Raw genomic sequence first — 26,266 nt, forward strand, 5'->3', positions numbered from 1 at the left:
TTGGCTGGCTGAAGGAGAACCGTCGCATCGTGACGCGCTTCGACAAGCTCGCAACAAGTTTTGCGGCGATGGTCTCATTGGCCTGCGCTATGCGGTGCTTGCGACAATACTTTACGTACAGAGCCTAGTAACAGAGAAAATCGAAGACGCCGATTATCAAGCCGCCGACGAAGTGTTTGCATGCACCCTAGCTTATGACGCCGTGCAAGAATCGACCCGATTGGTATGCCTGGAACTCGACCGCCTCGAACTGAAGCCGATTGGCATACTGCCGTTTTCCGACCGAGGAGTGCTGCTTGGTGCAAACCTTGCCCTGCATTTCGGGCTTCCTGGGGTTGAGCCCCACGACGCAATTGCAGGCCTCGACAAGCGTATCTTTCGCAACCGAGACACCCAGATCACAAATCATCCGCCAGGATACAAGCCCATCCGTTGCGTTCATGTTCGATCAAAGGAGCAGTTCCAGACTGTGGTGGCTGAGCTCGGCGGGCGAGCTTTCGCAAAACCGGCTAACGAAGGAAACAGTCGCGGTTGCTATGTCGTCCCGTCACTTGGACATTGCGAGGCAATCTGGTCAGATCTGGAGAAATATCACGACGCCGGAATTATCGTCGAAGAACTGATTGAGCATGCTCAAGAATACAGTTGGGATTATGTGGCCGGGTGTACGTGGATCACCGAAAAACAAACAACCATGGGAACCTATCGAGCAGAAGTACAACAGATAGTACCCGCACCGCTGCCACGGGACATCCGCCAACAAATCGATACGGCAGGACATCACATGCTGCGACTTGTGCCCAATGGCGGTGCGTATCACAACGAAATATTCTCGCGTTGCGGGTTCACTGCGGCGGTAGAAACAAACATGCGTCCTGCTGGACTGCGTATTTGGGACCTGGCGGCGTTATCGTTTAAAGATTTCAACCCGTGGGACACATGGGTGAGGTGGGCTGTCACTGGCGCCGTTCAAGAAAAATCGCCTGTTGCCCAGCGCTACTCCGGAATTCGGCTGATTAAAGCACCAAAGCCAGGAGTGTTGATCTCGCTTCCAGATATTGAACGAGTCGGCGCTGAGCTCGGCATCGAAGTGCAGGATTACCGATATGCAAAACAACCCGGAGATCAGGTTACGGACAATCCACAAGATAACTCGGGCTTCTTAGGTGAAGTCGTTGCCTGCGCGACTGAATATGAAGATCTGTGTGCACAACTACTTGAGTTGACATCGACAATCGAGTCGAAAGTACGCATCTCTTGATTTTCAGGCAAAAAAAAATCCGGAAATCCTCACTTTCGTGGGCCTTCCAGACTTTCAAAACTGCTTAAAAATGGTGGGTCGTGTGGGATTCGAACCTACGACCAATTGGTTAAAAGCCAACTGCTCTACCAACTGAGCTAACGACCCGCTGTGTGGTGCGCGTATAATACTGATTTTTAAGGACTATTCAATACCTTATTTGAAATAAATCAGAAATAAGGTGTTGGATCGCTGATTCCTGCCGCTGCGAAGCCGTCCGCACGTAATCTACAGCTATCGCATTTGCCACACGCATGGCCGTTATCGTCTGCCTGATAGCAAGACACGGTAAGGCCGTAGTCCACACCCAGCTTCACGCCGGCCTGAACGATCTGTGCCTTGCTGAGGTTTTGCAGCGGAGCCTGGATGCGGAAGCCCTGCCCCTCCACGCCCGCCTTGGTCGCCAGGTTGGCCAAGCGCTCGAATGCCTCGACGAACTCAGGACGGCAGTCCGGGTAGCCGGAGTAGTCCACCGCATTAACGCCAATGAAGATGTCACGGGCACCCAGCACTTCAGCCCAGCCAAGCGCCAGGGAGAGAAACACGGTATTGCGAGCTGGCACGTAGGTGACGGGAATTCCCTCACTCGGCGCTTCGGGGACGTCGATAGAACGGTCAGTCAGGGCGGAACCGCCCATACCATTGAAGTTCAGACCGATGACTTTATGCTCGACCGCGCCCAAATCACGGGCGACCCGAGCGGCGGCATCCAATTCGGCACGGTGGCGCTGGCCATAGTCGAAACTCAGGGTGTAGCAGCTATAGCCCTCGGCCCGTGCCATGGCCACTACCGTCGCCGAGTCCAGGCCACCGGACAACAGGATCACCGCACGTTTTTCTTCTGTTTTGAGTTGTTCAGTCATTTCAGCGCCCCGGCTCGTCGTTCCAAAGATATTTGTGCAATTGCAACTGCAAACGTACGGGCAAGTTGTCTGCCACGATCCAGTCCGCGAGGTCGCGGGCGCTCAAGTCGTGATGGCTGGGCGAAAACAAGACTTCGCCGGCGCGACGATCGAGGCCGTATTGGATCAACTTGGACACCGCCCAATCGTAGTCTTCGCGCGAACAGATCACGAACTTGACCTGATCGTTGCGCGTCAGCAGCTCGATGTTTTCGTAGCGGTTGCGGTGGGCCTCTTTCGACCCAGGGGTTTTCAGGTCCACAACCCGGCTGACGCGACTATCCACGGCCGATACGTCGAGGGCGCCACTGGTTTCCAGAGAGACCTCGTAACCGGCATCGCACAAGCGCTTGAGCAAGGGAATGGCATGGGGTTGGGCCAAGGGCTCGCCGCCGGTCACGCAGACGTAGCGCGGCTTGAAGCCTGCAACCTGCTCGACGATGTCGTCGAGGGTGCGAAGGGTGCCGCCGCTGAAGGCGTAGGCGCTGTCACAGTATTGGCAACGCAAAGGGCAGCCGGTCAACCGCACAAAAACTGTGGGCAGGCCAGCCGTGCGCGTTTCACCCTGCAACGAGTAAAAAACTTCGGTGATTCTCAATGTGTCTTGCATAGTCGCCACGGGCGTAACAGCTAAACAGGCTGTCCGCCTCCGTCAGGCACTTCAGGGCATCGCGCCAACGCGCAAACGCCAGGAAGCGTGTTTCATAAAAAGGGCGTGGATTCTAACGAAAAAACCCGCGACAAGCGCGGGTTTCTTTGATTCTGGCAAACAAGCCTTACATGCGCTGCAAGTCTCGCTGGGCCAGTTGTGCGGCAGAAGTCCCCGGATACTGGGCAACAACCTGCTGCAGGATACCTTTTACCTTATCGGCATGACCCAGGCGGCGTTCCACATCGGCCAGTTTATACAGCGAATCCGGCACTTTGGCGTGCTTGGGATAGAGCTGGCTGACCTTGGCGAATGCCTGGCCGGCACCTTGCAGGTCGCCTTTGGCCAGGTTGACTTCGCCCAGCCAGTATTGGGCATTGCCCGCATACTGACTGTTTGGATACTTGCGCAGGAACGCCGAGAAAGCCTGGCTGGCCCGGTCGAAATCCTTGGCCTTAATCAGGTCGAAGGCTGCGTCGTAATAAAGCTTTTCCTTCGCCGGGTCACCCGGCTCGCTACTGGCTGCGGGGGCCTGGCTGGCCGCTGCGGCAGCTGCACCGGCGGCATTGACATCGCCACCGGCAGAAGAATTATCAGGAGTCGCGGCTGGTGCAACGCCGGTTCCTATGCGCCGATCAAGATCCTGGTATCGCTCCAGGTTTTCCTGCTTCATGCGCGAGACATCATTTTGCAGAACTTCAATCACACCTTGTTGGCGTGCGATTTGTTCCTGCATTTGTTGCAGTTGGTTGAACAGCTCGCCCTGTGCCGAGACAGGGGTCGAAACCCCTCCCCCGGCATAGGCGCCGTTCGTACCGTAACCCGCAGGCGGATAACTGCTCCCGCTATTGTTATAGCCAGAGTTGTCATCGACCACAGGAACCGCAGCCCACACCGCAAGCGGTGCGAGGCTGAGAGCCAGAACAGTTACAGCACGACGGCACGTTCGCATGACGAATTACTTACGCAGTTCGACGCGACGGTTTTGAGCCCAGGACTGCTCGTCGTTGCCGGTAGCAACTGGACGCTCTTCGCCGTAGGAAACCAGTTCCAGCTGAGCTGGGGAAACACCTTGCAGTACCAGGTAGCGCTGAACGGCTTTCGCACGACGCTCGCCCAGTGCCATGTTGTACTCACGAGTACCACGTTCGTCGGTGTTGCCTTCCAGAACAACGCGAGCGCCGTTTGCTTTCAGGTCTTTGGCATGAACGTCCAGAGCGCGCATGGCTTCTGGCTTCAGGTCCGAGCTGTCGTATTCGAAGTAGAAGGTGGTGATTGCGCGCAGAGCAGCTTCTTCGCTCAGGGAGCCATCTACAGCACCAGTGTTAGCGCCGTAACCAGCGTTTGGATCAACAGCGCCTTCACCGGCGTTGTCGCCGCCTTTGGACGAGCAACCTACAGCTACAGCCATGGCCAGAGCCAGCGCAGCAAACTTACCAAACTTCAGCATTTCCATCGTGAAACTCCTAATGAACCCCAGTGTGTTAAGTAAAACGTGTAGCGCCGCGTCAGTTCAGGTAAGGGGACCAGGAAGGTTCTCTGACTTCGCCTTGAGCGGTAGGAAGCGGGAGCCTTACGCGTCCATTAATGGACACGAGCATCAAGACTCCCCGGCCCTGCTGGCGGGTGGCGTAGATTACCATGGTGCCGTTGGGTGCAACAGTAGGCGACTCATCAAGTGTGCTATCTGTAAGGATTTTTACGCTTCCGCGCTGCAAATCCTGGGCCGCGACCTTGAAATTAGTGAAGCCTTCCTGCCGGTGAATCATCACCAGGGTCTTTTCATCGGCCGACAACTTAGGGTTGGCGTTGTAGTTACCGATAAAAGTCACCCGCTCAGCACCACCGCCACTCGCGCTGGTTTTGTAGATTTGCGGTTTGCCGCCCCGGTCGGAGGTGAAGTAGATGGTCGAGCCATCCTTACCCCAGAACGGTTCGGTGTTGATGCCTGGGCCGCTGGTCACGCGGGAAATCTGGCGCGACCCCAGGTTCATTACATAAATATCCGGGTTACCGTCCTTGGACAGCACGAACGCCAGTCGCGAACCATCGGGCGACCAAGATGGCGCGCCGTTCAGGCCTTCGAAGTTGGTGATCTGCTCGCGACGGCCGGTGTCGATGTGCTGAACGAAGATGCGCGGGCGCTTCTGCTCGAACGACACATAAGCGATGCGCTTGCCATCGGGAGCGAAACGCGGCGACAGGATAGGCTCGCGCGATTGCAGCAGGGTCACTGCGCGGGCGCCGTCATAGTCGGAGCGCTGCAGGGTGTAGCGGGTGTTGTTCACCGAAAAACGCTCGGCCGTCACGTACAGCATGCGAGTAGAGAACGCGCCCTTGATGCCGGTGAGTTTTTCAAACGACTGGTCAGAGATGTAGTGGGCCATGTCGCGTAACTGATCGACACTGCCCGAGACGCTGCCGGTCAGCACTTGCTGTTCGGTAGAGACGTTGAACAGCGCGTATTGCACCTGCAGGCGACCGCCCGCCGGGACAATGCTGCCGACCATAATGTACTGGGCGCCCAGGGCCTTCCAGTCGCGGTAGATCACTTCGCTAGCCTGAGTGGGCAAGCCGATCATGTTTTGCTTGGGGATCGGCGAGTAGTAACCCGAGTTGCGCAGGTCGTTGCCGATGATTTCCGCCATATCGTCCGGCAGCACGCTGCCGCCCTGCCAGCCGAACGGCACTACCGCGATCGGGGTGGCCCGATCGCTACCGCTGGTGACCAGGATGTTTTTTTCGTCTGCCGCCGCCATGCCTGCCATGCAGCAAATAACGACAAGCATTCCTCGAAGAAGGTTTCTCACAAGGCTAGATCCTCAGGTGTGAATGTCATCTTGAATGAACGATAGGGAGCAAAATCGCTCGGCTTCATTCCCTGCATTTCCGTCAGGCGACCAATGTTCTTGACCGCCGCGACCGCAGAGCTATCAAACGGGCCATCACCGCTGGAGCGGGCTACCGTTACCGATGTGACCGTTCCATCCGGCAACATGCCGATTTGCAGCACTACCGTCATGTTCTTGCGGGCCGAAGGAGGACGCGCCCAACCTTCCGCAGCGCGGGCGCGAATCAGGTCGTCGAAACTGCCGGCGACTTCATCGCCCTGCTCGTCGGCCAAAGCCTGCTGACGTTGCGGGGTGTCGGATAGCAAGTCAGCCAAGGCCTGGGCCTTTTTCTCTTCGGTCGACTTGCGCGCTGCTTCCGTTGCCTTTTTCTTGGCCGCGTCGGCAGCCGCTTTCTTCTTGGCGTCTTCGGCGACTTTCTTTTTCGCCTCGTCCGCTTCGGCTTTTTTCTTGGCGTCGTCAGCCGCTTTTTTCTTCGCGTCTTCGACTATTTTCTTCTTGGCTTCTTCAGCGGCCTTTTTCTTGGCCTCTTCTTCTGCCAGCTTCTTGGCTTCTTCTTCGGCTTTTTTCTTGGCTATATCAGCCAATTGTTTCTCTTCAGCCTTTTTCGCCTCAGCGGTCTTCTTGGCTTCGTCGGCTTTCTTGGCCTCATCGGCCTTTTTCGCTTCGTCAGCCTTCTTGGACTCGTCGGCCTTCTTTGCTTCCTCGGCCTTTTGAGCCGCCTCTTCTTTCTTTTGTTCCGCAGCTTTTACCGCTTCCTGCTCGACCTTCTTCTGTTCCATCTGTTCGACTTCGGTCTGGCGCGCGGCGGATTTCTTCGCCTCACCCGCAATCTTCTGATTGGTCTGGGTGGTCGCCTGACTTTTCGACTTGAGCTGGTACAGGGTCGCCTGGACGATCGGTTTGGCCGGCGGCAGCTCCGGCGTAAAGGCAAAGCTGACGAACAGCATGCCAAATACCAGAACGTGCAAGGCTATGGCCCAGACACTCGGCCAGAAGTAGCTTTCCGAAGCCGTGGGCTCTCGCTGTTGTTGCATCAGGGCGCCTCGGTAATCAGGCCAACATTACCGACCCCGGCTTTCTGCAACCCGCCCATGGCCCCCATGACCGCGCCGTAATCGACGGTTTTATCCCCGCGAATGAACACTTGGGTGTGCTTGCCGCCTTCGTTGCCGGCACGAATGATCTTGGTCACCGCGTCGGTCATCTGCGGCAAGGTCATGGCCTTGTCCTGCTGCTTGTCGGTATCGACTTCGCTGCCAAGGTTCCAGTAGTAGGTCTTGTCAGCCTTGATCGAAATGGTCAGGACCTGGGTGTTGTTGTCCTGAGGCAAGGCTTCGCTGGAAACCTTGGGCAGATCAACCTTCACGCCCTGATTGAGCATGGGCGCGGTCACCATGAAGATGACCAGCAGCACCAGCATCACGTCGATGTAAGGCACCACGTTCATCTCGGCAACCGGCTTGCGCTTTTTGCGAGCTCTAGCGATTAACGCCATCGGGAAATACCTGCTTATTCTTCGCTGGTGTGCACTTTGCGGTGCAGGATCGCCTGGAACTCATCGGCGAAGGTGTAGTAGCGGCTAATCAGGGTTTCGCTACGCGCGGCAAAGCGGTTGTAGGCGATAACGGCTGGAATGGCCGCGAACAAACCGATCGCGGTGGCAATCAGGGCCTCGGCAATGCCTGGTGCTACGGTGGCGAGGGTCGCTTGCTGGGCGGTGGCCAGACCGCGGAAGGAGTTCATGATCCCCCAGACCGTACCGAACAGGCCGATGTAGGGGCTAACAGAACCCACGGTCGCCAGGAATGGCAGGCTTTGCTCGAGCTTTTCTTCCTCGCGGGAAATGGCCACGCGCATGGCGCGGGCCACGCCTTCCATTACGGCTTCCGGGTCTACACCGGGCTGCTGGCGTAAGCGGGAGAATTCCTTGAAGCCGGCACGGAAGATCTGTTCCACACCCGAGTCCGGATCGGGATTGCTGCCCGCCTGACGATAGAGCTTGGACAAATCGATACCCGACCAAAAGCGCTCTTCAAAGCTCTCCAGGGCACGTCGACCGGCGCGCAGCAGGTTGCTGCGCTGAAAAATCATGACCCATGAAGTGACCGATGCGGCCACCAGCGTCAGCATTACCAACTGAACAACGATGCTGGCATTACTGACCAAGCTCCACATGGAGGAATGGTCGACGACGTTAGCTTCCACGCTTTATCTCCTGCTCTGAATGTTTACCCGCGCCGCTCACGCCGGCAAAGGCCGCACGTAGAGCTTCGGGAATGGCCCGGGGTTTCAAACTATCGGCGCGCACACAGGCCACCAAAAACTGCCCTTCACAGAGCAGCACGTTATCCGTGGCTCGCCTGACCTGTTGCAAAAAGCGCAGGCTGGCCCGGTTCAATTCGATTACTTGTGCACTTACCAGGAGCTCGTCGTCCAGTCGCGCCGGGGCGTGGTAACGCGCTTCGCTGGAATGCACGACGAACAACAGGTCCTCGCCGGCCAGCTGCGATTGGGCAAAGCCCAACTCACGTAGCCGCTCGGTTCGAGCCCGCTCCATAAACTTTAGGTAATTAACGTAATACACGATGCCGCCGGCATCGGTGTCCTCGTAATAAACGCGACAACGATGTGCGAACGACTCAAGCCCGTTTTGCGCGCGCATACTCTAGTGCTTACTCCTCAGGTTGCCAATCCAGCCAGGCAACTGTTTTTCCATTCTTGCGCACCTTTCAAGCGAAAAGTCCGACACTGAAGCGTATAAGACCTCACAACGCAGAAATAAATCACTGACAAGACACCCTTTAATCGCCCACAGCGTCCAAAAACTCGTCTGCCACAGGCCTGTCGCCCATACGTGACGGAATGTTTAAGCCAAAATGCAGGTAAGCGTGCCGGGTCACCACCCGCCCCCGCGGTGTGCGCATGATGTAGCCCTGCTGGATCAGGTAAGGCTCCAGCACATCCTCAATGGTGTGGCGTTCTTCGCTGATGGCGGCGGCCAGGCTGTCGACACCCACCGGCCCGCCATCGAACTTCTCGATCATGGTCAGCAGCAGGCGCCGGTCCTGATGATCGAAACCGCGCTCATCGACATCCAGCAGGTTCAGCGCCAGGTCAGCAATCGCCTTGGTGATATGCCCCTTGGCGCGGACCTGGGCAAAGTCACGGACCCGGCGCAACAAGCGGTTGGCGATCCGTGGCGTGCCCCGGGCACGGCGGGCGATCTCGAACGCGCCTTCAGGGTCCAGCGGCAACCCGAGGATGCCCGCCGAACGACTAACGATGGTGGCCAGGTCGGCGGTGCTGTAGAACTCCAGGCGCTGGACGATGCCGAAACGATCCCGCAGCGGGTTGGTGAGCATGCCCGCGCGCGTGGTGGCACCCACCAGGGTGAACGGTGGCAGGTCGAGCTTAATCGAGCGTGCCGCCGGGCCCTCGCCGATCATGATGTCGAGCTGGAAGTCCTCCATGGCCGGGTACAGCACTTCTTCGACGATGGGTGACAGGCGATGGATTTCGTCGATGAAGAGCACATCGTGCGGCTCGAGGTTGGTCAGCAGCGCCGCCAGGTCACCGGGGCGTTCCAGCACCGGGCCCGAGGTGCTCTTGATCGACACGCCCATTTCCTGGGCAATGATATTGGCCAGGGTGGTCTTACCCAGGCCTGGCGGGCCGAAGATCAGCGTATGGTCCAAGGACTCATTGCGCCCGCGTGCTGCCTGGATAAACAACTCCATTTGCTCGCGAACCGTGGGCTGGCCGATGTATTCAGCCAGGCTGACGGGGCGAATCGCCCGGTCCTGGACTTCCTCGCGGTCCCGCGGGCCGGGGCTGGCGGTAATCAGACGATCAGCTTCAATCACTTAAATCATTCCCTTCAGGGCACGGCGGATCATGTCTTCGCTGCTCAAACCTTTCTCCTTGATGGCGGAAATCGCCTTGCTGGCTTCCGCCGGCTTGTAGCCCAGGGAAATCAACGCACTAACCGCATCATTTTCAGCGGTGGCCACGGGGATCGGCGCATCCGGCTGATTCGGCACCAAGGCAAACATATTCGGCACGGTCTCCCAGGCCTTGAAGCGGTCCTTGAGTTCCACAAGCAGGCGCTCGGCGGTTTTCTTGCCCACGCCCGGTACCTTGGTCAGCGCCGAGGTGTCCTGGGCCTGCACGCAACGCACCAGCTCATCGACTTCCAGGCTCGACATCAATGCCAGGGCCAACTTGGGGCCGACGCCGTTAAGGCGAATCAGCTCGCGGAAAAAATCGCGGTCACGCTTGCCAATGAAGCCATAAAGCAACTGGGCATCCTCGCGCACCACCAAATGGGTGTGCAGCGTGATGGGCTCACCGATCGACGGTAGTCGATAAAGCGTGGTCATGGGCACTTCCAACTCATACCCCAGGCCGTTTACATCCAGAATCAGGTGCGGCGGCTGTTTTTCAGCCAAGGTGCCGCGCAAGCGTCCAATCACGTTTCAGATCCCTGAGCGTTGGCCAGCGCAAAGGCTGGCGGGTAGCGGAGTGAGTGAAACGGCCGACAACCCAGGCCCAAAACACTCAACTTCCGAAATGACTGCGCCGATGCTATCAGAGACGCAAGCGACCGCCACGGCTACGTGCCGCTCCCAGGCCATGAGGCAACAGGCTGGAACGGGTGTGGGCATGGCAAATGGCGATCGCCAGGGCATCGGAGGCGTCGATCTGCGGTTTGGTGGTGAGCTTGAGCAAGTGCATCACCATCATCTGCACCACTTCCTTGTTCGCCGCGCCCGTCCCGGCCACAGCCTGCTTAACCTGGGTGGCGGTGTACTCGGCAATTTCCAGGCTTTCCTCCACCCCCGCGACAATCGCCGCGCCCCGGGCCTGGCCCAACTTCAAGGCCGAGTCGGCGTTGCGCGCCATAAACACTTTTTCAATGCCCATGGTGACCGGCCCGTAGGTCTGGATCACCTCGCGCACGCCGCGATAGACGATTTGTAAGCGTTCGGGCAATTCGCCAGCACCGGTACGAATGCACCCTGATGCCACATAGACACAACCGCGGCCGGTATCGCGTACCACGCCGTAGCCAGTGATACGTGAGCCAGGGTCGATGCCAAGAATAAGAGTCATAACGCCTGCGGGTCGGAGGGAAATTGAGCCAGCATAGCGCCGGCGGTGGGTACAGGCTTGCACGCGATACAACCGCCTCAGTGGATCAGTTGCAACGAGGCCACACAATTGCGGGCAAGCCACCCGAAGGTTTGAAGCCATCAACCCAACTGTTCGGCCACCGACTCGGCAATGTCGGCGTTGGAGTAGACGTTCTGCACGTCGTCCAGGTCTTCCAGCATGTCGATCAGCTTGAGCACCTTTTCGGCGCCCTCCAGGTCCAGCTCGGCGCTGGTGGTGGGCAACATGACGATTTCCGCATCCGCCGCCTTGAAGCCTGCGGCCTCGAGGGCATTACGCACCGCATAGAAGCTGGAGAACGAGGTAAACACGTCGATGGAACCGTCGTCGTTGGTCACCACGTCGTCGGCATCGGCCTCCATCGCCGCTTCCATCAGCGCGTCTTCGTCGGTGCCTGGCGCGAAGTTGATCTGCCCCTTGCGCTCGAACAGATAGGCCACCGAACCGTCGGTGCCCAGGTTGCCGCCACACTTGCTGAAAGCGTGGCGCACCGCCGCGGCCGTGCGATTGCGGTTGTCGGTCATGCACTCGACCATCACCGCCACGCCGCCCGGGCCGTAGCCTTCGTAGGTCAGCTCGACCATGTCGTCGGTGTCCGCAGCCCCCGCGCCACGCGCCACGGCGCGGTCGATGATATCGCGGCTCATGTTCGCGCCCAGGGCTTTATCCAAGGCCAGGCGCAAACGCGGGTTGGAGCCCGGATCGCCGCCGCCCTGGCGGGCAGCGACCGTCAACTCACGGATCCACTTGGTGAAAATCTTGCCTTTCTTGGCATCCTGACGCTCTTTGCGGTGCTTGATGTTCGCCCACTTGGAATGGCCAGCCATAACACGACTCCAGAATTCTTAAACAACCTCACACGCCCTGCCCCAGGCAGGATTCAAACCGCATAACGCAAAGGCGCATCCGAAGATGCGCCTTAGCAGACTGCATGAAAACTACCGCGCCTTCAGGCAGCCCGCCCGTTCGCCCTTACTCAGCCTTGGGCTGTTCACGCAGGCGAATGTGCAGTTCACGCAGGGCCTTGGCGTCCACCAGGCCTGGGGCCTGGGTCATGACGCACGCAGCGCTCTGGGTTTTCGGGAACGCGATCACTTCACGGATGGACTGCGCACCGGTCATCAACATCACCAGGCGATCCAGGCCAAAGGCCAGGCCACCGTGGGGCGGAGCACCGTACTTCAGGGCATCGAGCAGGAAGCCGAACTTCTCTTCCTGTTCCGCTTCGCTGATCCCCAGCAGGCGGAATACCGATTGCTGCATTTCCTTACGGTGGATACGGATCGAACCGCCACCCAGCTCGGTGCCGTTGAGCACCATGTCGTAGGCACGGGACAACGCGGTCGCCGGATTCGCTTCCAGTTCGGCCGGGGTGCACTTGGGTGCAGTGAACGGGTGGTGCAGCGCAGTGAAGCTGCCGTCGTCGTTCTCTTCAAACATCGGGAAGTCGACGACCCACATTGGCGCCCATTCGCAGGTCAGCAGGTTCAGGTCGTTACCGACCTTGATCCGCAGTGCACCCAGGGCCTCGCTGACGATCTTGGCCTTGTCGGCACCGAAGAACACGATATCGCCATCGACTGCGCCAACGCGATCGAGGATCACATTGAGGTTGGCCTCGGGGATGTTCTTGACGATAGGCGACTGCAAACCTTCGACACCTTTGGCGCGCTCGTTGACCTTGATGTACGCCAGGCCCTTGGCACCGTAGATGCCGACGAACTTGGTGTAGTCGTCGATCTTGCTGCGCGGCATGCTCGCCCCGCCCGGAACGCGCAGAGCCGCAATGCGGCTTTTCGGGTCGTTGGCTGGGCCGCTGAACACCTTGAAGTCGACGTCCTTGAGCTGGTCGGCAACGTCCACCAGTTCCAGCGGGTTACGCAGGTCAGGCTTGTCGGAACCATAGCGGCGCATGGCCTCTTCCCAGGTCATGTGCGGGAACTCGCCGAATTCCAGATCCAGCACTTCCTTGAACAGGTTGCGGATCATGCCTTCGGTCAGGCCCATGATGTCTTTTTCATCGAGGAAACTGGTTTCGATGTCGATCTGGGTGAATTCCGGCTGGCGGTCGGCACGCAGGTCCTCGTCACGGAAGCACTTGGCGATCTGGTAGTAGCGATCGAAGCCGGCGACCATCAACAGCTGTTTGAAGAGCTGTGGCGATTGCGGCAAGGCAAAGAAGCTGCCGGCGTGGGTGCGGCTTGGCACCAGGTAGTCGCGGGCACCCTCGGGCGTGGCACGGGTAAGGATCGGCGTCTCGACGTCGAGGAAGCCGTTCTCGTCCAGGTAGCGGCGGATGCTGGTGGTCATGCGCGAACGCAGGCGCAGCTTCTCGAGCATTTCCGGGCGACGCAGGTCGATGAAGCGGTAGCGCAGGCGGGTTTCCTCGCCAACATCAGAGAACTCGTTGAGCGGGAACGGCGGGGTTTCCGCTTCGTTCAACACTTCGAGTTCATAACCCAGCACTTCGATCATGCCCGAAGCCATGTTGGCGTTGCCGGCACCGGCCGGACGCAGGCGCACCTTGCCGGTGACCTTGACCACGTACTCGCTGCGCACACGGTCGGCAGCGGCGAAGGTTTCGGCGCGGTCCGGATCGAATACCACCTGGGCCAGACCATCACGATCACGGATATCGAGGAAAATCACCCCGCCATGGTCGCGACGACGGTGGACCCATCCGCAAAGGGTAATTTCCTGACCTTCCAGGCTCTCGTTCAGTTGGCCGCAATAATGGCTGCGCATCATGATGGTGATTTCACTTCTCGTAATTCGACATTCGGTTGGAGCTCTCGCCTACCGCCGCACCCTGAACCGGGCGCCCGATGAGGCAAGACCTCGCGCGTGGAGTTCAACTTAGTCAGCTTTGTCGCCACCGGCCAGGTTCTTCTTGGCACCGGTCTTGAAATCGGTCTCGTACCAGCCCGAGCCACTGAGGCGAAAACCGGGCATCGATAGCATTCTTTGCAACTGCGGGGCCTGGCAGGCCGGGCAATCGACCAGCGGCGCGGCGCTGATCTTCTGGATGGCTTCCAACTGATGACCGCAGGAAGCACATTGATAGTCATACATGGGCATGGGGGACGTCTCGCAAATCCGTTCTACAGCCCGAGCCCGCACAAGAGCCTGGACTACACAGCAAAGAGCGGGATTATATCCATTAAATCGAGCCTGTGCAGCCCACAGCGGGACGCCTGCTGCACCTGCCCCCTCAACCCAACGCTATCACCGGCGCATTCGCACACGCCGATCCGGATCAAACCTCGAGCCTGCCAGCCTGACCGGCCTTGAACCGAAAGCCTCCTCCCTCTTTCAAGCTATGAACTACGCACACGACCCGCACCAATCCACTGAAATTCTTTACCCCGCCATGGCGCAGGTGAACTTCCCGATCAACATAGGAAAGCAACGCACTCACGGTACAACTGTTAACCTTGGCAATATCGGCCAAAATATCCCAGTAAACTTGTTCAAGCCGCAGGCAAGTTGCAAAGCCGTTCAATCGCACCGACCGAGACAACGGTTGAGCCAACCCCATATCAAACTCACGAACAAAAGGATCAACCTTTACATCCTGAAAGCGGCTTATTTCCCTTATACCTTTACCTACCCCTCTCCCCATTACCTTGACACTCCTTTGCCGCGTATTATTTCGACAGAAAATAAACAATCTGTTACTTATAAAAGCTTAACCAGATATTTATATCCAGACGACTTTATGACTACAGCTGTAGGACAAGCCAACAATAGGGGAGCGATTTATATCCCGTTAAAATATTATAAATATAAGTGAATACCACATTAAAACCAAAGACACCGAATTGGATTGCCCAACCCAGCGCCACTCCCAACCCCAGAAAAGCCTTGCGCGAGCGCTGCCTAACGGCATCGCTCGCGCCAAAAACGCAATCAGTGATCGAGTAGAGAACGCAGCATCCATGCGGTTTTTTCGTGTACTTGCATACGCTGAGTTAATAGATCTGCAGTAGGCTCATCACTCACTTTGTCAAGTAAAGGAAAGATACCTCGCGCGGTACGTGTCACCGCCTCTTGCCCTTGCACAAGTTGCCTTATCATATCTTCAGCGCTGGGCACACCCTCCTCTTCTTTTATGGAAGACAACCGCGCATAAACTGAATAAGCTCCCGGCGCAGGAAAACCCAAGGCACGAATACGTTCAGCAATAGCGTCGACGGCCAAGGCCAGTTCGTTATATTGCTCCTCAAACATCAAGTGCAGCGTGCGAAACATGGGCCCGGTAACGTTCCAGTGAAAGTTATGGGTCTTCAAATAAAGTACATACGTATCCGACAGCAGGCGCGAGAGCCCCTCTACTATCGATTTGCGATCTTCTTCGCTGATACCAATATCAATAGCCATGTTTATCCCCTAAAAAATGATTGAACTCATCCAGCAGGTGCAAGGCCACTCTAGCAAGAGTCCTGGGGGCTTGCAGGCTTGATTGCCACCCGCTCCTCCAACGCGCGTAGGGGCAACCGACAAAGGGCCAGACAAGCGCAATTCACCGCCCCACCTGTCTAGATCAGGCCTTCGCCCGCAAAAATCGGGGCGCAGCCCCTGGACCGCGGGAAAAGTGAGCTGTTACCGGATTTGAGTAGGTGCAGCCTTTGCTGTTAAATAGACCGTGTGTCGTTGCGCCCGTCTACCTGGGCGCCGCGCATAGGCTGATCTGCGTACGTGTCCAGCGCCTCACACTGTTCAGAAGCGAACCGTACGCAATCCGCTCTTCCTTGTGATCCGTCTTAACGTGAGTTAATCAAAATGTTGAAAATCGTCCACCTGCTAACGGGCGCGGCAGCCTTGCTGCTGTCCTTTATTCCCAGTCTGCGATCCGAAGCCGTCCCTTACCTGCAACAACCCGATGCGCTGTACCTGGCGTTCTTTGGCCTGCTCAACCTGGTCCTGGCCCCCGTCATTCCTTACTGGAACAAAGGTCCGCGCCATCAGTTGCAAAACCTGGTCAGCGCGCTGCTGGTCCTTGCCGTAGTCCTGCAAATCCTCACCCTGCTCGCGCCATTACCGGTAATCGCCGGTCAACCGGCCATTCTGGTCAGCGGCTTGACCGCTTTGCTGGCGGTGCTACTGCACTTGGGCATCAGCTTCTATACCTCATCGCCGGTCGCCGCCTCCCAAAGCTACGACATGAGCAACCGCGATACCGGTACGGTGAAGTGGTTCAACACCTCCAAGGGTTTTGGCTTCATTTCCCGCGATTCCGGTGATGACATCTTCGTGCACTTTCGCGCCATTCGTGGCGAAGGCCACCGCGTCCTGGTCGAAGGCCAGCGTGTTGAGTTCTCGGTGATGAACCGTGACAAAGGCCTGCAAGCCGAAGACGTGATCGCTGCCCTGCCGCGCCGCTGATCGGCTAAAAAAAACCGCGAGGCAGCCAGGCTGCTCGCGGTTTTTTATTGCCTGGCGATCAGCCCCTCAATAATGAGGCGGCGGCGCGTCCTGCTCGAAGGTCTCGAACTGCCCGACCATTTCTTCCTGGCGTTTGAGTAGCGCGGCCATTTGCAGTTGCAAACGGTCGACCACACGTTGCTGAGCCACCAGCACATCATTCAATGCAGTGATGGTGTCATCCTGAAAAGCAAGGCGGCTCTCCAGTTCGGTCACTCGGTTTTCCAGGCTCATGGCTCAATTCTCCACGAAGATGAAGTTGTCAGTCAGCACCGGGCGCAAACGCGCACAAATCGCCGCGACCTGTTCTGCACTATAAGGCTTGGCCGGATGTTTGCCCCAAACCGGCGCCGGCCAGGCGGCATCGTCGCGCTTGCGCACGATAACGTGCATATGCAATTGACTGACGACGTTGCCAAGGGTCGCCACATTCATCTTGTCGGCGTCGAACAAATCCTTGAGTAACTCCGCCAACGCTGTGGTTTCCAGCCACAGCTGCTGCTGGTCGCCAGTGTCGAGCTCGAACAACTCACTGATCTGGTCGCGACGGGGCACCAGGATGAACCATGGGTAAGTCGAATCATTGGACAGCAGCAACCGCGACAGGGGGAAATCCCCGATAACGAGGGTGTCTTGTTCAAGTCGTGCATCTAAAGCAAACACTGGGCGTACTCCCGCTCAGTTGATCTGAAGTCTGCCCGGCTCCCGGCCTTGACACGGAAAATCGGGCTGCAGGCCAGCAGCATACCTGCGAATGCACCTGCCTTCACGGGCCAGGGCACAATAGGGTTACCGGGCAGGCTCCCCCCCTACCAGCACACGCCCCAAAATCGGACATTTTTTACGCTGACGCACCATTCAGGGCAATCGGGGTGGGCGGCGGTTTCAATTAAGCACTATCCCCCGCAGTAACCTTGCCGGCGTTGCACGCTCCCCCGAGCCGCCCGCAAAAGACCGCTCATCGCCTACGCACCAAAAACGCGCGGCGCGGCTACTCTTAGTGCGTCGAGCATCCGCCGTCTACCCAGCGTTCGGTGTGAACCGGTAACGTTTTGAAATAACGGGTTCATCCACCGACGCTGAATACCAGGAAAAAACCTGCGTCAAGCCCCAAAAAAATCCGCTCAACCCCCGGCTTTATGAGGCCTTTACAGGGGAGCATGCGTATTTAGAAAAAAACAGCGACAGAAATCGGATTTGTGCACGCTTGTTGCATTCACCCACACCATTGTCGAAAAGAGACCTTCCTAGCAGGGTGCTCTTCAAGACTCATAACAAGAGTGGCAAGGCTGCCCATGGTGATCGCGCTGGTTTGGCACAACGTCTTTTTCATCCGTGCCAAAGGCTCTAAAGCAGCGTGAAAGTTGTCAGCACGATGACAGCAGGAGGTTAAATTTGCGACACCTATCGAGCCATTTGCGACATGGTCGTAAAGATGCCGAAAGGATAGAGGCGCAAGTATCGCCAACATTGTCAGCGTGATATAAGTTTGCGCCGACACAAAAAGAAAGAGCCGCCCAGATAATAAAACAGGTGGAGCGGCAACACTCTTCTAAAAACCAAAGGAGCAAATCACGATGCGCGTGATGAAGTGGAGCATGATCGCACTGGCTGTTTCAGCAGGCACCTCGCAGTTCGCAATCGCGTCCTCCCAGGACGAGTCCAAAGGCTTTGTTGAAGACAGTTCGCTCGTCGCAAAGACTCGTATGGAGTACATGAACCGCGACTTCAAGAATGGCAACGGCAACGTTCGCAAGCCTAACGGCAACTACACCAGCGGTCCTAACAACAAACTTAGCGGCTATCGTCAGGACACCGGCCTGAGCGAACTGGTGACTTTTGAGTCGGGCTTCACTCAGGGCACCATCGGCGTGGGCGTTGATGCCTTTGCCGGCGGCTCGGTCAAACTCGATGGCGGCTCGGGCCGTGCGGGTAACGGTCTGTTCGCCAACAATGGCGAGGGCCAACCGGAAGACACTCAGTCCCGCGCTGGCGGTGCTGTGAAATTCCGCCTTTCGGACACCGTCCTCAAATACGGCAACCAAGTCGTTGCAAGCCCCGTGTTCTCCACCGATGACAGCCGCCTGCTGCCAGAGATCGCCACCGGCACCTTGATTACCAGCAAGGAAATCAAAGGCCTGGAGCTGTCCGCTGGCCGCTTCAGCGCCATGAGTTCGCAAACCGGCATGGGCCGTGACAGCATCAATGGCAAGCACTCCCCAGGCCTGACAGCCGCCAACATCGCGGGCGCGACTTACCAGTTCACCGATAATTTCGTAGGCGGCGTCGCTGCTTCCGATATTGATGACTACTTCAAGAAGCAGTACGTCAACCTGAACTACACCCTGCCAATCGCAGACAGCCAGTCGCTGAACTTCGACTTCAACGGTTACCGTACCAAGGGCGACGGCCAGGAGCTGGCAGGCGCTGTCGACAACAAGATCTGGTCCCTGGCAGCGGCCTACACCCTGGGTTCCCATAAGTTCACCATCGCGCACCAGCGCTCCAGCGGCGACGCAGGCTACTACTACGGCGTAGATGGCGGCGGCACCGTGTTCCTGGCCAACTCCATCCAGATTTCCGACTTCAACCAAAAGGATGAGCGTTCGTGGCAAGCCGCGTACACCATCAACATGGCTGAATACGGCGTGCCTGGCCTGAGCCTGATGACTCGCTACGTGACCGGTGACAATATCGATACCGGCGGCAATGGCGAAGGCAAAGAACACGAATGGAACTACGAAGCCAAATACGTAGTGCAAGAAGGCCAGGCCAAGGATCTGTCCTTCCGCTTCCGCAGTGCGGTTTACCGCGCCAACGAATCCCTGGGTGACAGCGGCAACAACAACGACGTCCGTCTGATCGTTGAGTACCCGCTGAGCATCTTGTAATCGCTTGGTAGTTCAACAGCGCCCTAAACGCTGCTGTAACTAAGAAGGCGCCCTCCTGAATATGGGGGGCGCCTTTTTTATGGCTTGGGTATTGCACAACCCCAGCAACTAAATAGCAAGCTAACCAACTAACTAAGCTCGACTAGTTACCGAGCCACGGGTACGGCCCCCATTAGTTATGCGTCAAAAAATAAAAGCATTGATTTTCATAGGCATAAAAAACTCAAGAGGCCATAAGCCTCTTGAGTTAACTTCCGATATTTGACCAAACAGACAAGTATTATGCGTTGGTCGATTCCTGAACCACGCGAATCACGCGCTGAGGAAACGGAATATCGATACCCGCGGCTTTCAAACGATCGCGCGAGTGTTCGTTGAAGTGGAACATCACGTCCCAGTAATCCGCCGTTTTCACCCACACCCGCAGCGACACGGTGATTGAGCTGTCGCCCAAGGTAGACACCACGGCCGCCGGCGCCGGGTCGGCCAATACGCGTTCGTCGCGGGCCAGTTCCAGCAGCACTTCACGGGCCTTTTGCAGGTCGGCCTCGTAATCGACACCCACGTCGAACACCACTTTGCGCGTGGGCTGGCGATTGGTGTTGGTGATGATGCCGTTGGACAGGATGCCGTTGGGCACGATCACGGTTTTGTTGTCGCCGGTACGAATCACGGTGTGGAAGATTTGGATGCTGTCCACCGTGCCCGCCGTGCCTTGGGCTTCGATCCAGTCACCGATGCGAAATGGGCGAAACAGCAGGATCAGCACGCCACCGGCGAAGTTCGCCAGGCTGCCCTGCAACGCCAGGCCAATGGCCAGTGTGGCGGCACCGATGGCGGCGACGAACGAGGTGGTTTCCACGCCGATCATCGAGGCCACGCTGACGATCAGCATGACCTTGAGCACGATGTTCGCCAGGCTGGTGACGAAGCCCTGCAACGCCAGGTCCGCGTTGCGCAGGGCGAGCAAACGGCCAACCTTGTGGGTGAGTTTGTTAATCAGCCACCAGCCGATGGCCAGGGTGACGATGGCCAGCAGCACGCGGCTGCCGTATTCCATAATCATCGGGATCCAGGCCTGGGAGGCTTTGACCAGGTTCTCGACTTCAGCATTTAAGTCCATCTGACTCTCCTTATTTCCGGCTTCCCGGCACGCAAAACCAAGCGGCAGAAACCCCAGGCACTGCTGGCCCGGTGGTTTCTGCCGTTACTGGGGCCTCGGACGCCGAAAACGCCGAGAGGTTCCCACCCCATGGATCAGTCGCGGAAGTTGTTGAACTGCAACGGCATGCCGAATTCCTTGGCCCGCAGCGCGGCGATGGCCTCTTGCAGGTCATCGCGTTTTTTGCCGGTGATGCGCACCTGCTCGCCTTGGATGGCGGCCTGCACCTTGAGCTTGGCGTCTTTGACGTGGGCGACGATTTTCTTCGCCAGCTCCTTGTCGATGCCTTCCTTGAGCACGGCTTCCTGCTTGACGACCTTGCCCGAAGCGTAGGCGTCCTTGACCTCCAGGCACTGCACGTCGATCTTGCGCTTGACCAGGGCCAGCTTGAGGATCTCGATCATGGCTTCAAGCTGGAAATCCGCTTCAGCGGTCAGGTTGACCGTCAGGTCTTTTTCCTTGAACTCGAAGCTGCCCTTGCCTTTAAGGTCATAGCGACGGTCGAGCTCTTTGACGGCGTTTTCCACCGCGTTGGTGAGTTCGTGTTTGTCCAGTTCCGATACCACGTCGAACGACGGCATATCATTTCTCCAATAAAAAGGGGCGTGGCTCGATGAAAACGGAGCACGCCCGGCTTGCGGTTAAAATCCGCGCTGATTATAACGGGTCTTTCCCCTGCGAAGCTGCGAGCCTGACATGCACCTGCCCCACCGAGCAAAAAGCTGATGGCCACTCCTTGGCACGTTCTCGGCGCTGGCAGCCTGGGCACCCTCTGGGCCACACGGCTGGCCCGCGCCGGTCTGCCCGTGCGGTTGATCCTGCGCAACGCTGCGCGCCTTGCGGCCTACCAGGCCGTAGGCGGCTTGACCCTGGTGGAGCAAGGTGATGCCAGTTTCCACGCCATTACCGGCGAAACGCCTGACACCGGCGAACCCATCCACCTCCTCCTGGTAGCGTGCAAAGCCTACGACGCCGAACCCGCTGTCGCACAAATAGCCCACCGCCTCGCGCCTGGCGCCCAGGTGATCCTGCTGCAGAACGGCCTCGGCAGCCAGGACGCCGTGGCCGCGCGGGTGCCTGGGGCGCGGTGTATTTTTGCGTCCAGCACCGAAGGTGCCTTTCGCGACGGCGACTGGCGCGTGGTGTTCGCCGGCCACGGCTTCACCTGGCTGGGGGACGTGCGCCAACCGCTGGCGCCGCAGTGGTTGGAGGATCTGAGCGCGGCCGGCATCCCCCATGAGTGGAGCGCCGACATCCTCACACGCCTGTGGCGCAAACTGGCCCTCAACTGCGCGATCAACCCGCTGACGGTACTGCACGGTTGCCGCAACGGTGGCCTGCTGGCCCACCACTGTGAAGTGGCCACCCTCTGTGCCGAGCTGGGCGAGTTGCTCGAACATTGCGGCCAACCCGCCGCCGCGCTGGACCTGCCCGCAGAAGTGGAGCGGGTAATCCAGGCCACGGCCGCCAACTACTCGTCGATGTACCAGGATGTCGCCCACCAGCGCCGCACCGAAATCAGCTACTTGCTCGGCTACGCCTGCGCGGCAGCAACGCGCCATCAGCTCAACCTGCCCCACCTCGAGCAATTGCAACAGCGCCTCATCGCGCACCTGGCCACGGGCGGATTGCCCACAGACTGAGCAGCGGCTACGCTGCCTGCCTATTCCCCTTTCGCGACGACCCCGATGCCTTTGCGCCAGCGCCTTGAAAACCTGCCGGTCGGCCAGAAACTGCTCGCCGCCCTGCTGGTGCTACTGACCACTGTGTTGCTGGTGGCCAACCTGACCTTTATCAGCGCCGCCTATTGGATCTCCCAGGAGAGCATGGCGCCCCAGGCCCTGCAGACCATCGGCCGGTTGGTGTCCAACCCGAGCCTCGCGGCCCAGGCCCTGGATTCGCCACACAACGCCCGGCTGTTGCTCGACGAACTCAACAGCTATACGCCATTGCGGGCCGCAGCGCTCTACGACAGCACCGGCAAGCGCCTGGCCCAGTTGCAGCACGGCGAAAACCTCGACCTGCCCATGCACTATCGGCATATCGAGGCCTGGCAGGTCACCGAGTTTCGCAGCAACCAAGTCATCGCCCTGCCCCGGGCCGGCCAAGCGCCAGGCCATCTGTTGCTGGTGGCCAGCAGCGAACTGCCCATGGCCTTCTATACCGGCACCTTGACGGCCAGCCTGGGGATCCTGATCTTCAGCGTCCTGCTCTGGCTGGTTATCGCGCGGCAGATCAAACGCCTGATTACCCGGCCCATCCACCAGCTCGAAGAGTTGTCGCGCCAGGTCACTCGGGAAGAGAACTACGCCCTGCGCGCATCACGAGGCAACCACGACGAAATCGGCAGCCTGGCCGAAGCCTTCAACACCATGCTCTCGCGCATCGAAGCCCGGGAGCAGCAACTCAAACGCGCCCGCGACGACTCCCAAGCCGCCTACGACCAGGCCCAGGGCCTGGCCGAAGAAACCCGCCATACCAACCGCAAGCTGGAGCTGGAAGTCCAGGTGCGCAGCAAGATCGAGAAGAAACTCACCGGTTTCCAGAACTACCTCAACAGCATCATCGACTCCATGCCCTCGGCCCTGATCGCCCTCGATGAACAGCTCTACGTCACCCAGTGGAACCAGGAGGCCAGTGCCCTCTCCGGCACGCGCCTGGACGAAGCGCTGAACCAGCCGATATTCCTCGCCTTCGAACCGCTCAAACCGTTCCTGGCGCAACTCAAGGAAACCGTCGAAGAACACACCGTGACCAAGGTCGAACGCGTGACTTGGTTCAAGGACGACGAGGCGCGGCACTACGCCCTGACCTTCTACCCGCTGATGGGCGGTGCCGGGCGCGGGGTGGTGATCCGCATCGACGACATCACCCAGCGCCTGTCCCTGGAAGAAATGATGGTGCAATCGGAAAAAATGCTCTCGGTCGGTGGCCTCGCGGCCGGCATGGCCCACGAGATCAACAACCCCCTGGGGGCGATCCTGCACAACGTGCAGAACATCCGCCGCAGGTTGTCACCCGAGTTGCCGAAGAACCTCGAACACGCCGAGCAAGTGGGAGTTGAGCTCGATACCGTCAACCGCTACCTGCACAGCCGCGAAGTGCCGCAACTGCTCGATGGCATCCAGCAGGCCGGCGCCCGTGCGGCAAAAATCGTCACCCACATGCTCAGCTTCAGCCGCCGTAGCAACCGGCAGATGGCGCCGTGCGACCTGCCGGCGCTGATCGATCAAGCCGTGGAAATCGCCAGCAATGACTTTGACCTAGCCATCGGCTTCGACTTCAAGGGCCAGGCCATCACACGCCAGTTCGACCCGGCGCTGGAACCCGTGCCCGGCACCGCCAACGAGTTGGAGCAAGTGCTGCTCAACCTGTTGAAAAACGCCGCCCAGGCCATTCACCTGCGCGAAGGCCCCTGCGAACCGGGGCGGATCATCCTGCGCACGCGCCTGAACCCGCCGTGGGCGGAAATCCAGGTCGAGGACAACGGCATCGGCATGAGCGAACACGTGCGCAAACGCACCTTCGAGCCCTTCTTCACCACCAAGGAAATCGGCCAGGGCACCGGCCTTGGCCTGTCGGTGTCCTATTTCATCATCACCAACAATCACAAGGGCCAGATGGAAGTGCAATCAACCCTCGGCCAGGGCACCTGCTTCACCCTGCGCCTGCCCCTGGCGAGTAGCCCGCCCGTCACCGCGCTACAGAATGTATTGGAGAGTTAGCTATGGGCTTTCGCCTGTCGAAGATTTACACCCGCACCGGCGACAAAGGCGAAACCGGCCTGGGTGACGGGCGGCGCGTGCCCAAGGACCACCCGCGCATCGAAGCCATTGGCGAAGTGGACACCCTTAACAGCCAACTCGGTGTGTTGCTGGCAGGGTTGGCCGAGGCCAGCCTGGCTTGCCCCGGGCTGGAGGAGATCATTGAGGTTCTGGCGCCCTGCCAGCATCGTTTGTTCGACCTCGGTGGTGAGTTGGCGATGCCGGTCTACCAGGCGCTCAACAGTGAGCAGATCGAACAGCTCGAAAGCGCGATTGACCGCTGGAACGAGGAACTGGGCCCCCTGGAGAATTTCATCCTGCCCGGCGGCTCGCTGCTGATCGCCCAGGCCCACGTCTGCCGCAGCCTGGCCCGCAGCGCCGAACGCCGCTGCCAACAGCTCAACGCGGTGGAACCGCTGCAAGGCGTGGGGTTGGCGTATATCAATCGGCTATCGGATTTGCTGTTCGTTGCCGCGCGCCTGGTGGCCAAGCGCCAAGGGGTGGCGGAAGTACTGTGGGCAGCGGCGAGTAAGCCGCAGGGTTAAGCGGCGCCTGTCAGGGCGCCCTCAAGCCTGCGGCCAAAACGCCCGAATCCCCGCCACACCCTGCGCACCCGCGTCCCAGGCCTGTTGCCGCTGATCCGGGCCGACACCGCCGAGCAGAAACACCGGTTTACTGAAGTGGGCGATCAGTTGCCGCGCCTGCTCCCAACCCAGGGGCTCGGCATCGGGATGGGTCTGGGTCGGTTGCACGGGCGACAGGGTGACGAAATCCACGCCCATGCGCTCGGCCAGGGACAGCTCCTCAGCGTTATGGCAGGACGCCGCCAACCAGCGCGAAGCCGGCAGCGGGCGGCCCTTGTCCGCATATTTGCGCAATTGTGCAGCGGTGATGTGCCAACCCGCCGACGGAAAATCCCCCAACCACTCGAACGGCCCCTTGAGCATCAACTGCGCTTTGCCCGCGCACAGACCCACGGCGTCCACCGCCAGGTCGCGATATTGCGGGTCGTAGCCGTTGGGTGCGCGCAGTTGCAACAGGCGTGTGCCGTTGGCGATGGCTTTTTGCATGCCACGCAACAGCGCCGGTGTTTCCAGGCCTTCGGGGGTAATCAGGTATTCGCTGGGCAGACGTGCGGCGGCAACGATGGGCTGATTGGCTGCCGGAAATTCGTAGCCCGCCAGCTCCCGCGCCGACACCCAGGCCAATGGCTGGCCTTCGGCGCCATGGGGCTCGCCGGTAAAACCGGACACTTCCCAGACATCCAACAGCACCTGTTTGTCCGGGTAATCGTGGCGCACCTTAATCAAAGGGCGCGCCGCCGTGACCTGGATGCCCAGCTCCTCTTGCAACTCACGGCCCAAGGCCGCCTCAACCGCTTCGCCGTCCTCGACCTTACCGCCAGGAAACTCCCACAAACCGCCCTGGTGCTGAGTGTCAGCACGCCGGGCGATGAGGATTTTGCCGGCGCTATCACGAATGACCGCCGCCGCTACATGAACGCGTTTCACCGTACCACTTCCTCCAACCCAGCCTTGTGCCAGGCCATAAAGGCCGGCCACTGGTAAATCGTTTCGACATAAGCCGCGTCCGCTGCCGACAGCGGCACCTGATAGGTGCGCAGGCGCACGGCGACAGGGGCGAAAAAGGCATCGGCCAAGGTAGCGCCGCCAAACAGGAATGGCCCGACCTCGGTGGATTGGGCCCGGCACTCGGCCCACAGCGCCGCCATGCGCTCGATATCGGCCTGAGCCTCGGCGGGCATCGGCACCAACGGCGCGTTGCGGCTCAGGTCAAAGGGCAAATTGGCGCGCAGGCCGAAAAAGCCACTGTGCATCTGTGCGCAAGCCGAACGGGCCTGGGCCCGGGCAGCCTTGTCCGCTGGCCAGAGTTGGGCCTGGGGAAAGCTTTCGTTGAGGTATTCGGCAATGGCCAGGGAGTCGGCAACCACACCGTGCTCGGTTTGCAGCAACGGCACCTTGGCGGTGGCCGAGAACTTGAGCAGACGCTCGCGGGTGTCGGGCTGGTTGAGTTTGACCCGCTCTTCACTGTAAGCCGCGCCCGCCAGCTCAAGGGCCAGGGCCGCGCGCAGGGACCAGGATGAATACAGTTTGTCGCCGATTATCAGGTGCAGGCTCATGGTCGGGACC

At 59.0% G+C, this 26,266-nt stretch carries 29 protein-coding genes, 1 tRNA gene and 1 pseudogene; 7 read left to right on the forward strand and 24 right to left on the reverse strand.

All coding sequences use genetic code 11. From position 1 onward, the window contains the following. Together AC19YR_RS12890 and AC19YR_RS12895 are read left to right on the forward strand one after the other, a co-directional pair. Positions 1–128 (forward strand): annotated as a pseudogene (locus AC19YR_RS12890) (IS5/IS1182 family transposase); the annotation flags it as partial. A 74-nt stretch (positions 129–202) separates the two neighbouring features. Further along, positions 203–1,261, forward strand: a complete 1,059-nt coding sequence (locus AC19YR_RS12895) for an ATP-grasp domain-containing protein (RefSeq protein WP_500598720.1) — start codon at positions 203–205, stop codon at positions 1,259–1,261. Positions 1,262–1,332: 71 nt separating this feature from the next. Here the strand turns inward: AC19YR_RS12895 and AC19YR_RS12900 are convergent. The 18 genes from AC19YR_RS12900 to AC19YR_RS12985 form a co-directional block, all read right to left on the reverse strand. Next, positions 1,333–1,408 (reverse strand) — tRNA-Lys (locus AC19YR_RS12900). A gap of 62 nt (positions 1,409–1,470) precedes the next feature. Beyond that, on the reverse strand, positions 1,471–2,163 hold the full coding sequence (gene queC, locus AC19YR_RS12905; RefSeq protein WP_500598721.1) for a 7-cyano-7-deazaguanine synthase QueC: 693 nt from the start codon (positions 2,161–2,163) through the stop codon (positions 1,471–1,473). A gap of 1 nt (position 2,164) precedes the next feature. Next, positions 2,165–2,812, reverse strand: coding sequence for a 7-carboxy-7-deazaguanine synthase QueE (gene queE, locus AC19YR_RS12910; RefSeq protein ID WP_500598722.1), 648 nt, complete (start codon positions 2,810–2,812; stop codon positions 2,165–2,167). Positions 2,813–2,978: 166 nt separating this feature from the next. Further along, complete coding sequence (gene ybgF / locus AC19YR_RS12915; RefSeq protein ID WP_500598723.1) at positions 2,979–3,803, reverse strand: tol-pal system protein YbgF; 825 nt, start codon at positions 3,801–3,803, stop codon at positions 2,979–2,981. 6 nt (positions 3,804–3,809) lie between these two features. Continuing rightward, positions 3,810–4,307: a peptidoglycan-associated lipoprotein Pal gene (gene pal, locus AC19YR_RS12920; protein WP_003178634.1), complete on the reverse strand. Its 498-nt coding sequence runs from the start codon at positions 4,305–4,307 to the stop codon at positions 3,810–3,812. A gap of 52 nt (positions 4,308–4,359) precedes the next feature. Next, positions 4,360–5,640, reverse strand: a complete 1,281-nt coding sequence (gene tolB, locus AC19YR_RS12925; RefSeq protein ID WP_176465027.1) for a Tol-Pal system beta propeller repeat protein TolB — start codon at positions 5,638–5,640, stop codon at positions 4,360–4,362. A 17-nt stretch (positions 5,641–5,657) separates the two neighbouring features. After that, a complete protein-coding gene (tolA, locus tag AC19YR_RS12930; protein ID WP_095106636.1) occupies positions 5,658–6,737 on the reverse strand; it encodes a cell envelope integrity protein TolA in 1,080 nt (359 codons plus the stop codon). Further along, positions 6,737–7,189, reverse strand: coding sequence for a protein TolR (tolR, locus tag AC19YR_RS12935; protein WP_161955761.1), 453 nt, complete (start codon positions 7,187–7,189; stop codon positions 6,737–6,739). The genes tolA and tolR overlap by 1 nt, the downstream gene beginning before the upstream one ends. A gap of 23 nt (positions 7,190–7,212) precedes the next feature. Beyond that, positions 7,213–7,908: a protein TolQ gene (tolQ, locus tag AC19YR_RS12940; protein WP_095106634.1), complete on the reverse strand. Its 696-nt coding sequence runs from the start codon at positions 7,906–7,908 to the stop codon at positions 7,213–7,215. Further along, a complete protein-coding gene (gene ybgC, locus AC19YR_RS12945) occupies positions 7,898–8,365 on the reverse strand; it encodes a tol-pal system-associated acyl-CoA thioesterase (RefSeq protein ID WP_095106632.1) in 468 nt (155 codons plus the stop codon). Before ybgC ends, tolQ begins: the two co-directional genes overlap by 11 nt. 139 nt (positions 8,366–8,504) lie before the next feature. After that, the gene (ruvB, locus tag AC19YR_RS12950; protein ID WP_500598726.1) at positions 8,505–9,566 is read right to left on the reverse strand and encodes a Holliday junction branch migration DNA helicase RuvB; all 1,062 of its coding nucleotides are present in this window, start codon (positions 9,564–9,566) and stop codon (positions 8,505–8,507) included. Next, complete coding sequence (gene ruvA / locus AC19YR_RS12955) at positions 9,567–10,175, reverse strand: Holliday junction branch migration protein RuvA (RefSeq protein ID WP_095106628.1); 609 nt, start codon at positions 10,173–10,175, stop codon at positions 9,567–9,569. A gap of 115 nt (positions 10,176–10,290) precedes the next feature. Beyond that, complete coding sequence (gene ruvC, locus AC19YR_RS12960; RefSeq protein ID WP_095106626.1) at positions 10,291–10,815, reverse strand: crossover junction endodeoxyribonuclease RuvC; 525 nt, start codon at positions 10,813–10,815, stop codon at positions 10,291–10,293. Between the two features lie 140 nt (positions 10,816–10,955). Beyond that, positions 10,956–11,702: a YebC/PmpR family DNA-binding transcriptional regulator gene (locus tag AC19YR_RS12965; protein WP_500598728.1), complete on the reverse strand. Its 747-nt coding sequence runs from the start codon at positions 11,700–11,702 to the stop codon at positions 10,956–10,958. Positions 11,703–11,847: 145 nt separating this feature from the next. After that, complete coding sequence (gene aspS, locus AC19YR_RS12970; protein WP_095106622.1) at positions 11,848–13,623, reverse strand: aspartate--tRNA ligase; 1,776 nt, start codon at positions 13,621–13,623, stop codon at positions 11,848–11,850. 108 nt (positions 13,624–13,731) lie between these two features. Then, a complete protein-coding gene (locus AC19YR_RS12975) occupies positions 13,732–13,953 on the reverse strand; it encodes an FmdB family zinc ribbon protein (RefSeq protein ID WP_095106620.1) in 222 nt (73 codons plus the stop codon). 178 nt (positions 13,954–14,131) lie between these two features. Further along, on the reverse strand, positions 14,132–14,497 hold the full coding sequence (locus AC19YR_RS12980; protein WP_095106618.1) for a ribbon-helix-helix domain-containing protein: 366 nt from the start codon (positions 14,495–14,497) through the stop codon (positions 14,132–14,134). A gap of 287 nt (positions 14,498–14,784) precedes the next feature. Continuing rightward, complete coding sequence (locus AC19YR_RS12985) at positions 14,785–15,255, reverse strand: Dps family protein (protein ID WP_095106616.1); 471 nt, start codon at positions 15,253–15,255, stop codon at positions 14,785–14,787. A 402-nt stretch (positions 15,256–15,657) separates the two neighbouring features. On the opposite strand from AC19YR_RS12985, the gene AC19YR_RS12990 reads away from it, so the two are divergent. Further along, the gene (locus tag AC19YR_RS12990; RefSeq protein WP_500598732.1) at positions 15,658–16,260 is read left to right on the forward strand and encodes a cold-shock protein; all 603 of its coding nucleotides are present in this window, start codon (positions 15,658–15,660) and stop codon (positions 16,258–16,260) included. Between the two features lie 66 nt (positions 16,261–16,326). Here AC19YR_RS12990 and AC19YR_RS12995 read toward each other — a convergent pair whose 3' ends face one another. After that, positions 16,327–16,533 carry a SlyX family protein gene (locus AC19YR_RS12995; protein WP_095106612.1) on the reverse strand — a complete coding sequence of 69 codons (207 nt, stop codon included), beginning with the start codon at positions 16,531–16,533 and terminating at the stop codon, positions 16,327–16,329. A gap of 3 nt (positions 16,534–16,536) precedes the next feature. Then, positions 16,537–16,962 carry an HIT family protein gene (locus AC19YR_RS13000; RefSeq protein WP_500598733.1) on the reverse strand — a complete coding sequence of 142 codons (426 nt, stop codon included), beginning with the start codon at positions 16,960–16,962 and terminating at the stop codon, positions 16,537–16,539. 914 nt (positions 16,963–17,876) lie between these two features. On the opposite strand from AC19YR_RS13000, the gene AC19YR_RS13005 reads away from it, so the two are divergent. After that, positions 17,877–19,190 (forward strand): OprD family porin, encoded by a 1,314-nt coding sequence (locus AC19YR_RS13005; RefSeq protein WP_095106608.1) that lies wholly within the window; start codon positions 17,877–17,879, stop codon positions 19,188–19,190. 280 nt (positions 19,191–19,470) lie between these two features. On the opposite strand, the gene AC19YR_RS13010 is transcribed toward AC19YR_RS13005, so the two are convergent. Both AC19YR_RS13010 and AC19YR_RS13015 read right to left on the reverse strand, forming a co-directional pair. Next, entirely contained in the window at positions 19,471–20,313 is an 843-nt protein-coding gene (locus AC19YR_RS13010) for a mechanosensitive ion channel family protein (RefSeq protein ID WP_095106606.1), read from the reverse strand. A 134-nt stretch (positions 20,314–20,447) separates the two neighbouring features. Next, a complete protein-coding gene (locus tag AC19YR_RS13015) occupies positions 20,448–20,933 on the reverse strand; it encodes a YajQ family cyclic di-GMP-binding protein (protein ID WP_095106604.1) in 486 nt (161 codons plus the stop codon). Between the two features lie 144 nt (positions 20,934–21,077). Between AC19YR_RS13015 and AC19YR_RS13020 the strand changes: the two genes are divergently transcribed. From AC19YR_RS13020 to AC19YR_RS13030, 3 genes are read left to right on the forward strand one after another with little or no spacing between them, the layout of a single operon-like run. After that, positions 21,078–21,995, forward strand: a complete 918-nt coding sequence (locus tag AC19YR_RS13020) for a putative 2-dehydropantoate 2-reductase (protein WP_500598736.1) — start codon at positions 21,078–21,080, stop codon at positions 21,993–21,995. A 45-nt stretch (positions 21,996–22,040) separates the two neighbouring features. After that, entirely contained in the window at positions 22,041–24,077 is a 2,037-nt protein-coding gene (locus AC19YR_RS13025; protein WP_500598737.1) for a sensor histidine kinase, read from the forward strand. A 2-nt stretch (positions 24,078–24,079) separates the two neighbouring features. Then, on the forward strand, positions 24,080–24,661 hold the full coding sequence (locus AC19YR_RS13030; protein ID WP_095106598.1) for a cob(I)yrinic acid a,c-diamide adenosyltransferase: 582 nt from the start codon (positions 24,080–24,082) through the stop codon (positions 24,659–24,661). Between the two features lie 21 nt (positions 24,662–24,682). Here the strand turns inward: AC19YR_RS13030 and AC19YR_RS13035 are convergent, their stop codons facing one another. After that, the gene (locus tag AC19YR_RS13035; RefSeq protein ID WP_500598738.1) at positions 24,683–25,627 is read right to left on the reverse strand and encodes a Nudix family hydrolase; all 945 of its coding nucleotides are present in this window, start codon (positions 25,625–25,627) and stop codon (positions 24,683–24,685) included. Continuing rightward, complete coding sequence (locus AC19YR_RS13040; protein WP_095106594.1) at positions 25,624–26,256, reverse strand: glutathione S-transferase; 633 nt, start codon at positions 26,254–26,256, stop codon at positions 25,624–25,626. Before AC19YR_RS13040 ends, AC19YR_RS13035 begins: the two co-directional genes overlap by 4 nt. Positions 26,257–26,266: the final 10 nt, after the last annotated feature.

Source organism: Pseudomonas sp. MF08817 (genome assembly GCF_059862705.1).